Here is a 12466-nt window from a genome sequence, read left to right as displayed (position 1 = left end):
TTAGCATGATTAATACTTCTAAGTAATCGAATATTTCGTTATGCTAAAGACATAGAAATACAAGTTGATTACGGAGGTAAGAGCGATGACGAAAACACTAGTTAAACTGACGAGGGAACAGAAACAGCATTTTGAAACAGAGGGTTATGTGATTGTGAAGGGTCTGTTTTCGGAAAGTGATTTAGCTGAAATAGATGAAACTTTTGAAACGATCAGTAAGCAGAAGGTTCCAGGATATTTTGAACCTGATCTGTCATCGGAGGTCATCGATCCGCTGAAACGCTACCCGCGCGTCATGCACCCGCATCGGTTTAATGAGACAGCCAAGACTTATATGTTGCATCAGCCCGTATTGGATGTACTAGCAGATTTGTATGAGGAGGAGGCGCTGGCTGCGCAAAGCATGTTTTATTACAAGCCACCGGGCTCCCGCGGACAGGCGCTGCATCAGGATAACTTCTATCTGCAAGTTGAGCCCGGCAATTGTATTGCGGCTTGGACAGCGATCGACGCGGCCGATGAGGAAAACGGTGGATTGCTCGTTGTTCCGAAAACGAATGCGCTCGACATTTCATGTCCGGACATCGCAGATGAGAAGGAATCTTTTACGACCCACTATGTGAAGCCGCCGAAGGATGAAAAGGCCATGCCAGTGGTTATGGAGCGCGGCGACGTTCTCTTTTTCAATGGAAATTTGATTCATGGTTCTTATCGAAATAAGACCAAGGATCGCTTCCGCCGCGCGTTCATTTGCCATTATGCCAATGCTTCGGCGACGCATATTAGCAATCATTATCGGCCTTTGTATCGAGCAAATGGGGAGCCGGTTTCCTTAGAGATTAACCCTAGTGGCGGGCCTTGCGGCGATGAGTTCAAGACCGTGTACCCGCATTAATTGGGGGAGCAGATGGCACAAATATAGATGCAGATGGAGAAATAGGAATCGCTACTAGGGCAGCTTCATGTCCTGAGAGCGATTCTTTTTTTGCAATGGTAAGGGGATTCCATTGGATTTCGCTTGACAGCTTAAATACTTCAATTTAATCTAAAGGAGCTAGTTAAACGTTTAACCGATGGAGTTGAAACATATATGAGCAGACCCAAACAAGTGACCATTGTAGAAGTGGCAGCAGCAGCAGGTGTATCGATTGCCACGGTCTCCAATGTGCTGAATAGAGGTGGAATCCGTTCGTCTAAGGAGACGATTCGCAAAGTTGAATTGGCGGCAGAGCAATTGGGGTATCGACGCAATACGATGGCAGCAGGGTTGAGTCGTAACAAAACCTTTGAAATCGGCCTGATTGTTCCCGGGTTGACGAGCTATTACGGGCGGTTAGCGGAGGTTTTACAGATGGAAGCCCATCATGCGGGCTATCATTTATCGGTTTTTTCATCAGGAGGATTCGATCCGACGATTGAACGAAGGAACTTAGAAGTGTTGCTGCAGCGAAGGGTGGATGGACTCATCTGTCATGGATTAGCGATGGGGAAAGATTCCACACGCGCGATTGTCAACAGCGGAACGCCTTTAGTACTCATTAACGGCTGGGGTTGGCCTGAGGATATTGCCGTTGGTGCTGTAAATTTAGGCTTTGCTGAGGCTTGCAGACAATCAACGAAGTTGCTTGTAGATCGTGGCTGTGATGAACTCATCTACGTGGGCAGCAGATATTCCAATGTCATTGATGAACAGCGGCGGAATGGCTTCCATCAGGGTTTAGGGGAACTTACCGTGAAGATAGCTCATCGCATCGTTGAAATGAAGGAACTGGACGTGGACACATTTCTCCAAGATGTGGTGGCAGGGCCAGCAAAGCGAACGGGGATTATCGCGTTTGATGATCATGTTGCACTAAAGCTGCTATCGGCTGCCAATAGGCAAAAGATTGACTTCCCGAACCGACTACAAATGATCAGTATTAATAACGACTATATGGCTAAGCAGAGTTACCCGGGCATTTCCAGCTGGGACATTCCTTATGAGCTTCAAGCTCAAAAAGCGATTAGCAAACTCCTGCATAAGTTTGGGCATACAGTAGAGGCAAGCGAGGAGCGAGAATTTGAAGTCCCGCTTATTTTTATAGAACGAGAAACATCTCGGTTAGATGAGTGAAAAAATACGTCGCAGCCTCCTTTTGTGGGAGGTTGCGGCGTTTTTTAAATGGGAGAGGGTGGCGTGCGTGGAGGGGTCGACGCAACAGGTATGACAACCAGCTAGGACAATGCTCGATCCTAAAATTTGTGGGCAACGTGCGTGTAGTCCGATATTTCCGAATTAAAACGAGGTTTCCATTTGAAAAAGGATGAATAGTCAGATTCTGCCGAACTATTTGCTCGTATTCCTCGTTTCGGGCGTGTTTGGGGCGAAATAGTTGGGTTAATTAGGACTAATTAAGAATTGATGAGGCGGAAGGTGAGATTAATTCGGCAATTTCGGACTAATGGAAGCTGGGAGGAATCCTACCTGGCATGTGGAGGCGAGATAGTCGAATATTTCGACTATCTCGAGGGAGAAAAGGGTATTTGGCCGAGTTGCGTGCGCGACAGAGTCAATTGGAGTGTGTAAGTCGAATATTTCGAGTTGCGTGTGTGCGGCAGGGTCAAATGTAGTGTGTAAGTCGATTTATTCGAGTTGCGTGTGTGCGACAGGGTCAACTGTAGTGTGTAAGTCGATTTATTCGAGTTGCGTGTGTGCGGCAGGGTCAATTGGAGTGTGTAAGTCGAAAATTTCGAGTTGCGTGTGCGCGATAGGGTCAATTGGAGTGTGTAAGTCGAAATTTTCGAGTTACGTGTGTGCGACAGGGTCAATTGTAGTTTGTAAGTCGAAAATTTCGAGTTGCGTGTGTGCGGCAGGGTCAATTGGAGTATGTAAGTCGAAAATTTCGAGTTGCGTGTGCGCGGCAGGGTCAATTGGGGTGTGTAAGTCGAAAATTTCGAGTTGCGTGTGCACGGCAGGGTCAATTGGGGTGTGTAAGTCGATTTATTCGAGTTGCGTGTGCGCGACAGGGTCAACTGGGGTGTGTAAGTCGAAAATTTCGAGTTGCGTTTGCGTGGTAGGGTCAATTGGAGTGTGTAAGTGGATTTAATCGACTTGCGTGTGCCCGACAGGGTCAATGTGGAATGTGTAGTTCTGCAATATCTCCACTATTTCTTGAAATCGTCTGCTAGTTTCGACCATGTAACCGACCTATACTTAGAACAAGTAAACGTTACCAAATAGATAACCCAGTAGATCAGAATGAAATGTTTAGTCTAAGTGGTCTGTAGTTTGATGGGTTTGTAGTCTAAGCGGTTTGTAGTTTGAAGGGTTTGTAGTTTGATAGGGTTATGGTTTAATTGTTGCGTTTTGCGTTTTGCGTTTTGTGGTTTACGTTTTACGGTTTACAGTTTGCAGTTTGCAGTTCGTAGTTTGCTGCGTATGCTCCACGCTCCACAGCTCACAAAGTATAAATAGGAGGGGTGTTTGTACAATGAAAAAATGGACTCTTTTAGGACTCGCCGCCATGTTTGCGCTTACAGGATGCTCAGATAACAAAGTGACAGAAACGCCGTCAACCACAACGGGTTCACCCAATGCGACGGGAACGGCGAAGCCAGCAAAGCTCGCGTTGAACTGGTCTGTAGCCAGTGGGTACTTAGCGAATGTGACCCTACCTTCCGGAGACAAAGATTTCGTGAAGAAGGCCATCGAAGAGAAATTCAACGTAGATTTGAAAATTGATTATATGGTGATGGGCAAAGAGTACCATGACAAGCTCAATGCTACATTGGCTGGAGGGGCAGCTCCTGATCTTTTCATCGCAGGCGGTGCAGAGTCACAGAAATACATCACGGATGGTATCACGGCTAATTTAACTCCTTACTTCACCAAAGAAGCTTTACCGAACTACTTCAAATGGGTGTCCAAAGATGAAGTCGACGCGTTCCAGCTCAAGCAAGGGGAATTCACGCGGGCGATTGATCCTTTTCAACGTAACTCGTATGCGGCTTGGTACATCCGTCAGGATTGGCTAGATAAGCTGGGGCTCAAATCGCCGAAAAATTACGCCGAATTGACCAACGTCATGACGCAATTTACCAAAGGTGATCCTGATGGCAACGGCAAGCAAGATACGTACGGCTTCTCGGCAGCAGGCAGTGGTGTAACTTTACCTTTTGACTTCCCACAATGGCTAAATAATGGCTTTGTTGCCGATTTCCAAATTACGGATAACAGCTACGTGGATAACCGCACGGATCTGAAAGTGCAAGGTGTCCTTGAGCAAGTCGTGGAATGGAACAATGCAGGAATTGTAGATCCGGATTGGTTCCTGAATAAGGCACCTGCTCAGTTAGATAAAGCAGCGCAAGGCAAGGTGGGCATGTTCTTCAGCGGCGATAAAAGCGTCGCCTTAGACAGCTTAGCAACTAGCGTACAAAACCGCTCGAAGGCGCTGGATCCTAAAGCCAATTGGCAGCCGATTTTCCCGCTGGATAAGCCGATCATTTGGAAATATAACGTACCAGAAGCTACGATCCTAATTAGCAAAACAACGGCAGACAAAACGCCTGACAAAGTGAAACGATCCTTGGAAATTCTCAACTGGTTAACAGGTGAAGAAGGCTTCCTGCTGACGCATTATGGTCAAGAAGGCAAACACTATACCAAAGCAGGCAACAAGATTACGTTGAACGTAGCCAACTTTGAAGCGGATATTGCGAAAGCTGGTAACTGGTTGAACGTGTACGCTGCCTTTACACCAGATGAGCCGAATATTCTTGGATTTGAGCTGATCGATTCCCGTATTTCTGAGCACGACCGTGCGATTTTGAAAACCGTTGAAAGCTTTCCGAAGCATAACGCCTTGCCTCCTGTGAGCTTAGTTCCTCCTGCTGGCATTAATATCGGAGATTTCCGCAAAGAAATGAGTAAATATCACATCAAAGCGGTACTGGAAGACAAGAGCGGTAAAAACTGGCCGCAATACCGTGAAGAGCTGATGACGAAATTCAAAGGAAGAGAAATTTTCACAGAGTATACGAAGCAAATTAACGCGGCACTGAAAGATAAAAAGCTGAACGATTTCAAATAAGCTCAATCAGGCATCGAGGGGGACCCTAGGCATGTTCTGGGGTTTCCTTCTGCCTTCTAACTAGATTAGACAACTAGGAGGAGATGGCGATGGCGGAAACCATAGCTGCAAGACAAGAGAAACCTACCGTTACACGCCCGATGAGGCAGGGTAAGCTACGCAGCCTATATCTGAGCAGATGGTTTTACCTCATGATGATCCCTGGGTTGGTCTATTATGCACTGTTTCACTACGCCCCGATGGTAGGAGCTTTGATTGCCTTTCAAGACTATAACCTTATGAAGGGCATCTGGGGAAGTCCGTGGGTGGGTTTTGATAATTTTCGTGTCATTTTTGACAATCCTGAATTTGTACGCATTATGAGAAACACCTTATTGATTAGTGTATATAAAATCGTCGGCAGTATGGTGCCGGATGTGATCCTTGCCCTGATGTTGAATGAAGTCCGGGTCAGATGGTTTAAGCGCGCTGTACAAACGATTACGTACGGGCCCTATTTTCTGTCGTGGGTTATTGTGTATGGTTTGGCATTCTCCTTCCTCGCCCCAGGCTCTGGTTTAATCAGTACCTCCGTACGCGATATGGGTTGGGGATCCATTGATTTATTAACGAATAAGGACTTCTTCAGACCTTTGCTAGTACTTACAGAAATTTGGAAAAATACCGGATTCGGAGCGATTATTTACTTAGCGGCTCTAGCATCCATCAACCAGGAACTTTATGAAGCTGCCGTCGTGGATGGTGCAGGACGCTGGCGTCAGCTCTGGCATATTACGTTGCCGGGTATCCGTGATGTTTTCGTGCTTCTGCTGATTATTCGTATCGGTGGCATCTTGGATGCAGGCTTCGATCAGGTTTTCATCTTTTTAAATGCGCGTGTCTATGATGTTGGAGATATTGTGGATACGTGGGTGTATCGCTACGGTTTTGAGCGTCTCGAGTTTGGTGTGGCTGCAGCCATGGGCGTGTTCAAATCGGTCATTGGACTGGTGCTCGTGATTGGCGCAAACAGACTTGCTAAGAAAATGGGAGGCTCTGGCATATGGTAACGGTATCCGACAAAGACGGAGTAGGAGGCGATTTGCATGTCTTTTGTGAGTCATAAAACCAAGGGAGATCATGCAGTAGATGTGGCGATTTATACAGTTCTGGGCTTTTTCGCCTTGATTACGTTATTCCCACTCTACTATGTGGCTATCGTCTCCATTACACCTTACGTGGAAGTCATGAAAAACGGCGGTTTCGTCATCTTGCCTGAGCATATCACTTTACAAGCGTACAAAGAAATATTCGGTTCACCACGGATCCCGCAAGCCTTGAAAATTACGGTATTCATCACGGTCGTAGGGACGACGCTGAATCTGATTGTGACGACCCTGCTAGCCTATCCCTTATCCAAAAAGTCGGTGCCAGGCCGCAATTTTATTCTAATGGGGCTCGTATTTACGATGATTTTCAGCGGGGGAATTATCCCACTTTACATTTTGGTGCGCAGCCTTGGCCTATATGATTCGGTCTGGGCACTCGTGATACCCGGTATGGTATCTACCTTTAATTTGTTGATTGTCAAAACCTACTTCGAAAATCTCCCTGCTGAAGTAGAGGAGGCTGCACGTGTTGATGGATGTGGTGAACTGGCAACCTTGTTCCGCATTGTCCTCCCGTTGTCTGCGCCGATTATGGCGACGATTGGCTTGTTCTACGGTGTTACCCATTGGAATGAATATTTCAAAGGGATCTTCTATCTCTCTGACAAATCGCTCATGCCGATGCAAGTCGTGCTCCGCAGTATGATTCAAACGCCGAATGTTTCGACAGAACTGTCGATTAATTCACTCGTACTGGACGCCCTGCCGCCAGAAACGATTAAAATGGCCGTCGTTGTTGTGGCAACATTGCCGCTATTAATTATTTATCCTTTCTTGCAAAAGTATTTTGTGAAAGGCGCATTGCTGGGTTCAATTAAGGGGTAATGGAGGATTGTTACAGCTATGAGAGCAGTCATTGCACGAGCAGGCAGCGTGGAAGTCATTGAGATGGAGGAGCCAACGTTAGAAGCCAACTACGTGTTAGTGGAAACTGCATATTCTGCGATCAGTCCAGGCACCGAAATGATGCTGAAGGATATCCAATCGAACGAGCCGATTCCCTTAGGCTATAGTGCCATGGGTCAGGTTATGGAAGTTGGAGCAGGTATTACGCATGTGAAAAAAGGGGACCGCGTCGCCTGCTACGGTTCGCCGTTTGTCCGTCATGCCGAGCTTCTCAAAGTCCCGAAGCATCTGGTGGTCCCCTTGCCCCAGCAAGTGGATGCCCAAGAAGCCGCTCATGTGGGGCTCGGCGCTATCGCTATTCATGCCCTACGGCAGGCCGATCTACGATTCGGTGAGTCCGTTCTCGTTGTTGGCTTAGGCATACTGGGGCAGATGGTGTGCCAAATTGCCCAAGCGTCGGCAAATATCGTGATCGGCATCGATCGTGTAGCTGAGCGTGCGGAGAAGTTTACAGCCTTCGGCACACCGCTGGTTTACAACAACGAAGATGACATGATACGTAATCTTCCGAACATTACCGGAGGAGCCGGTGTAGATGCTGTCATTCTGTGTGTCGGTGGCGGCAACAGCGAGATGATCGATAAAGCGTTGAGCTGGATTTGCGACAAGGGCAAGATTGTTATCGTTGGTGATGTCAGCATGACGTTCAATCGGGAGCTGATGTTTCAAAAGGAAGCGCAAATCCTCATCTCCCGTGCAGGGGGACCTGGCAGATATCTGGAAGATTACGAGAAGAAAGGCATCGACTATCCAATTGGACTTGTGCGTTGGACCGAGGGACGCAACATGGCGGAGTATATTCGTCTTTTGGCTGAGAAGAAGTTGAGCATCGCGCCTTTGATCTCGCACATTTTGCCCTTGGAGCGTATTAGAGAGGCTTATGACTTATACCGTAATGCGCCACAGCAAGTGCTGGGCGTTGTTGTCCGTTATGGCGATTCTAGCAATGAATGCTAGTTAAATGGCTATTATTTTTCTATACTACATATAGGAGTTTCAAATCTGGGATTGTAGGGTATGGGGGGATCTGGCATGTTTCGTCGGCTTAGAAGAACTAACTTCATCTCCAGCGTCTCCACCAAGCTTTTTATTCTTACCTTCATGTCGGTTATCGTGCTGTTTCTGGTGATCGGCGTGTTCAGCTATCAACGGCTGTTCGAGCCCATCAAGCAAAACAACGAAAAAGTACTGCAAGGCTCCGTCGTTCAAGTCGAAAATTATATTAAAACCTTAATGAATAATATTCAAACGCAATTGATTTTCCTCTCCACGCCGGTCCTCTCTAATATGGGGGAAAAAGATTTCGTCCAACTCATGGAAAATGTGTTGTCCTACCATCAAGAGGAGATCGCCAGTATTTATGTCATCGAAGATAACACGGTACGGATCTCTTCTCCTTATGGTTATCGTGTATACGTCCCAGAGGAACGTATAGCGGAAATCACCAACCAAACGAGTAAAACGGGCTTCTGGTGGAGCCCTCCTCATACGATCAATGACCACTTTGTCCTCACAGTCGCTAAGCAGATCGACAACCGGCGAGTGGTAGCCATGGATGTCAACTTAAATGCGCTGACGGGACCGCAAATTATCCAAGACGATCCGGACATTCAGCGGCGTATCTATTTGTTTACGGGCCAAGGCGATTACCTCTCCACGAACACGTACCTAGCGTACCCGAAGACATATCTTAATCATTTGGAAATGAAAGAGGCGTTACAGGTACTTACGCAACAAAGTGGTACTTCTTTTAACACGGTTCATACCTCATTTGGCAACTATATGGTCCTTAGTTCAAATCAAAACCGCTGGGATTGGTTCGTTTTCTCCGTTATTGAGGAGTCGCAAGCTTTTCCTTTACTAGAATCACTCAAGGAGCAATTGGTATTTGTGTTGTTTATGGCCATTATCCTTGCGTTCATCCTATCCGTCTGGATCACGAACTATATTCGCAAGCCAGTGACGGCGATTACAAGGCAATTCAAGGCAGCGGCGCGCGGGGAGCTAGAGGCTCGCATTAAGCTCAAACGCAATGATGAGTTTACGCATATTGCCAATGGTTTTAACGGCATGATGGATGACATCCAGTCCTTGTTTGACGATTTGCGCGTAGCGGAAGAAAAGAAGCGGCATCACGAGCTTAAGGTGCTGCAATCGCAGATTCATCCTCATTTTTTAAATAATACGCTCAACGCGATCTACTGTTTGGGGGAAACAGGGCAAACGCAGGAGATGTGCGAGATGATTCGCTCGTTGATGGGCCTGCTGCAATACTCGACAGACAAGGTAGGGGACATTGTAACGGTCGAGGATGAATTAGCGCAATTAGACAATTACGTGCAGATTATGAACCTTAGGTATGGGGACGTTTTTGTCATGGATATTGCCGTACCAGACATCTATAATGCGACGCCAATCCCGAAACTGACGTTGATTACGTTGGTGGAGAACAGCATATTCTATGGGCTCAGTAAAGAAGGGGTCAATCATATTATCGTGTGTGGCAAAGAGCATGAGCGAGCTGGTGTGATGCTGGAGGTCTCTGATACAGGACCGGGGATTGCGCCGGATAAGCTGAAGCTGATGCTAGAGGAAACTGGTGGAGCTAATGGGAACAAAGGGTTAAACAATTTGGGCATGCGGAATGTCCAAGAGCGACTGCGGATGACATTCGGATACCCGTATGGCCTGCATTTTGCCAATGAACCGGATGAGGGGTTAACGGTGACGATTCATCTGCCGGCTGGAGAGCCGAGAGAGTAAGGATAGCGTCGGGGAAGAGGGGACGAGACGATCATGCTGAAAATACTGATGGTAGATGACGAGAAGTGGGTAAGGGAGCGCTTTGCGCAGCGTATTCCTTGGTCAGACGGGGGATTTACGTTCATGGGCGCAGCTTCCAGTGCCAAAGAAGCAATCAGCATGATCGAGCGGGAAGTGCCCCATTTGTTGCTTACGGATATTACAATGCCGAATATGAATGGACTGGAGTTAGCTGCCTATGTGCGGAAAAGGTGGCCGCGCGTCCGAATCGTTATTTTGACGGCTTACGGTGAGTTCGAATATGCGAGGCAAGCGATTGAGTTAGGCGTGGATAACTACTTAATTAAGCTGGCGCAAACCCCGGAGCAAATCCTTGAAGCTTGCCGAAAAGTAGCGGAGGATCTGGAGCAAGAGCTCGATATTGATCTCAAGCTGGAGATGCGGCTGAAGCTCGAGAGGGAGAAAGAGTGGGCCAAGAAGCGCCAATGGACAGAGCGGCTGACGGGCGATGGGAGTATGCAAGAGCTTCCCGTGCCGGGTGAGTGGCTGGCAGGTGTGGAATCCGCGAGTTATATGGTGGGAATAACGTTAGGCTGGCGTGTAAAGGGGATTGCTGAGCAAGGTGAAACATCGCTTGAAGACGTCTTGCAGCTGCAAACCCAACTAGCCGAAGTGCTTGAAGCCAAACTGGATGCGCAGCTAGTAGGCGATGGTAACGGGGTGGCTATCTTGCCGCTGCAACATAGCCAATTACTACTGCTAATCGGGTCGAAGCGAGAGATGCCTGCCTTTCAATTGGACCGATTGGCCAGAATATCGCAAGATGCGGTCAATAGCTTTGCTCCTGTAAAAAGCCTCGCTCACATCGGATCTGTAGAAGAGTTAGGCAAGCTAAGATGGACGGAGAAAGGGCTCGCCGATCTTATACGCAAAGGCAAGGATGGGCTGGCGGCGTATTTCTATGCGGAGGGTGAGAAACCCTCGATCGTGCTTCGTCGACTCGATGCGCAGCAGTCGAGGGAGTGGACGGCGGCTGTCATCAAGGCTTTGCAGCGTGAGAATGTGGAGGCTTTCAGGGAAGCTGTAGCCGTAATGATTACGCTCGGCGTGCCACCGATTCACCCAGGGGACTTACTCCGTCTGACGAGACAAATGCTGCAACCTGAACTTGTGCGACTGCCAGACAACGTCGTTGCTAGGTTAAGTGGCATCGATCGGTTGACGACGTGGGACACCTACTGTGAGTGGTGGTTGGCAACTATGGATGCCATCTGCGAATGGTGGAATCAGCAAGATCAGCCTCCAGTGACTGTGCGCAAAGAGATCCAATGGATGTGCCGCTACATTCGCGAGCACTATCAAGCGGATTTGCAGCTAGCAGAGATCGCCAAGCTCGTTCATATGCATCCCTCGTACGCGGGGCAGATGTTCAAACAAGAGATCGGCGAGAACTTTTTGGAATACGTGAACCGGGTTCGTATGGAGAAAGCAAGCGAGATGCTGGAGCGGACTACGATGAAAATATACGAAGTATCCGGCGCAGTCGGCATCTCCGACTACCGTTATTTCTGCAAATTGTTTAAGAGCCATACAGGGGTTACACCGACACAATATAAGAGTAAAATGGGGTAATCGCAGCATGCGGTTGCCTTATCTCGTTTTATTAGGAAACGTTATCAAGGAAGAAGGTGGATGTAAACCAAATGAAGCAGAAAATAGAATATGACAATCTCATTCCCATAAATGCTTTTCTTTGGTGTCCGAAGCCGTATCCACAGCCCCTTCATTTCCATTCTAGCTTGGAAATTGGTTATTGTAAGGGGGGCAAAGGGCAGTTTATTTTTGAAAATAAGCAGTATGAAGTACGCAAAGGTGATGTCTTTATTGTCAACAATACAGAGCTGCATATTGCTCAGTCTACACAACAGGATCCGAGCCGATATATTTTTCTGAATTTTGATCCGAGTCTATTCCTTGAAGAAGATGAGAAATTATTGCTGCCATTTGCCTATCGGTCAGAGAGATTTGAGAATCACATTGCAGCGGGAACACCGCTCGCACAGCAAATCGGCGTGCTCATTCAACAGATCTATGAGGAGCTGAACGCGAAAGCGGAGGGTTATCTGACATTTTCTCGTTGCAAATTGCTGGAGCTTGGTGTTATTTTGCTTCGTCACTACAGGAGTTCATTTAGTAAAGAGGAATGGGCTAAAATGTCCAGTTCACAGCGTGAGATCAAAGAAATGATGCTCTTTGTCAAAGAACGCTTTCGTGAGCCTCTTCAGCTGACGGATGTTGCCGCTCATTTAGGTTGGAGCGCAGCACGGACAGGTCGCTTTTTTAAAGAGCATACGGGCATCAGCTTCTTGACGTATATGACACAGCTGCGGATCAGCGATGCGAAGAAGCAGCTCGTCACGAACCTTGATAGTATCGCAGATATTAGTTTTTCCAGTGGCTTCCAGAGTTTAGCTTCGTTTTATCGTGCTTTTAACCTGGATGCCGGACTATCCCCTCAGGAATATCGTAAACAATTTGGCGTTAAGCAATTATTTTGAGAAGTGTGAAAGAAATTGA

General features: G+C 47.4%; 9 protein-coding genes. All 9 read left to right on the top strand.

Annotation, left to right across the window (positions count from 1 at the left end; translation table 11 throughout):
- Window positions 1-85: 85 nt before the first annotated feature.
- The 9 genes from AC58QT_RS20220 to AC58QT_RS20180 all read left to right on the top strand — a co-directional run bounded on the left by AC58QT_RS20220 (window position 86) and on the right by AC58QT_RS20180 (window position 12447).
- A complete protein-coding gene (locus AC58QT_RS20220) occupies window positions 86-895 on the top strand; it encodes a phytanoyl-CoA dioxygenase family protein (protein WP_497410599.1) in 810 nt (269 codons plus the stop codon).
- A gap of 195 nt (window positions 896-1090) precedes the next feature.
- Window positions 1091-2113 (top strand): LacI family DNA-binding transcriptional regulator, encoded by a 1023-nt coding sequence (locus AC58QT_RS20215; RefSeq protein ID WP_497410598.1) that lies wholly within the window; start codon window positions 1091-1093, stop codon window positions 2111-2113.
- 1357 nt (window positions 2114-3470) lie between these two features.
- Window positions 3471-5072 (top strand): type 2 periplasmic-binding domain-containing protein, encoded by a 1602-nt coding sequence (locus AC58QT_RS20210; RefSeq protein WP_497410597.1) that lies wholly within the window; start codon window positions 3471-3473, stop codon window positions 5070-5072.
- Window positions 5073-5161: 89 nt separating this feature from the next.
- Entirely contained in the window at window positions 5162-6121 is a 960-nt protein-coding gene (locus tag AC58QT_RS20205; protein WP_497410596.1) for an ABC transporter permease, read from the top strand.
- Between the two features lie 36 nt (window positions 6122-6157).
- Window positions 6158-7045, top strand: a complete 888-nt coding sequence (locus AC58QT_RS20200; RefSeq protein WP_497410595.1) for a carbohydrate ABC transporter permease — start codon at window positions 6158-6160, stop codon at window positions 7043-7045.
- 18 nt (window positions 7046-7063) lie between these two features.
- Window positions 7064-8083, top strand: coding sequence for a zinc-dependent alcohol dehydrogenase (locus AC58QT_RS20195; protein ID WP_497410594.1), 1020 nt, complete (start codon window positions 7064-7066; stop codon window positions 8081-8083).
- Between the two features lie 75 nt (window positions 8084-8158).
- Window positions 8159-9889, top strand: coding sequence for a sensor histidine kinase (locus AC58QT_RS20190; RefSeq protein ID WP_497410593.1), 1731 nt, complete (start codon window positions 8159-8161; stop codon window positions 9887-9889).
- 33 nt (window positions 9890-9922) lie between these two features.
- Entirely contained in the window at window positions 9923-11521 is a 1599-nt protein-coding gene (locus AC58QT_RS20185) for a response regulator transcription factor (protein WP_497410592.1), read from the top strand.
- Between the two features lie 71 nt (window positions 11522-11592).
- Window positions 11593-12447 (top strand): helix-turn-helix domain-containing protein, encoded by an 855-nt coding sequence (locus AC58QT_RS20180; protein WP_497410591.1) that lies wholly within the window; start codon window positions 11593-11595, stop codon window positions 12445-12447.
- Window positions 12448-12466: the final 19 nt, after the last annotated feature.

The organism is Paenibacillus sp. J31R109, assembly GCF_059692055.1.
The sequence above is the reverse complement of the archived record's forward strand: the minus strand, read 5'-3'. Positions and strand labels throughout refer to the sequence as shown.

Excerpts from the sequence above, each read along its gene's own strand:
- AC58QT_RS20220 (WP_497410599.1), top strand. The coding sequence starts at position 86 with ATGACGAAAACACTAGTTAAACTGACGAGGGAACAGAAACAGCATTTT.
- AC58QT_RS20215 (WP_497410598.1), top strand. The coding sequence starts at position 1,091 with ATGAGCAGACCCAAACAAGTGACCATTGTAGAAGTGGCAGCAGCAGCA.
- AC58QT_RS20210 (WP_497410597.1), top strand. The coding sequence starts at position 3,471 with ATGAAAAAATGGACTCTTTTAGGACTCGCCGCCATGTTTGCGCTTACA.
- AC58QT_RS20205 (WP_497410596.1), top strand. The coding sequence starts at position 5,162 with ATGGCGGAAACCATAGCTGCAAGACAAGAGAAACCTACCGTTACACGC.
- AC58QT_RS20200 (WP_497410595.1), top strand. The coding sequence starts at position 6,158 with ATGTCTTTTGTGAGTCATAAAACCAAGGGAGATCATGCAGTAGATGTG.
- AC58QT_RS20195 (WP_497410594.1), top strand. The coding sequence starts at position 7,064 with ATGAGAGCAGTCATTGCACGAGCAGGCAGCGTGGAAGTCATTGAGATG.
- AC58QT_RS20190 (WP_497410593.1), top strand. The coding sequence starts at position 8,159 with ATGTTTCGTCGGCTTAGAAGAACTAACTTCATCTCCAGCGTCTCCACC.
- AC58QT_RS20185 (WP_497410592.1), top strand. The coding sequence starts at position 9,923 with ATGCTGAAAATACTGATGGTAGATGACGAGAAGTGGGTAAGGGAGCGC.
- AC58QT_RS20180 (WP_497410591.1), top strand. The coding sequence starts at position 11,593 with ATGAAGCAGAAAATAGAATATGACAATCTCATTCCCATAAATGCTTTT.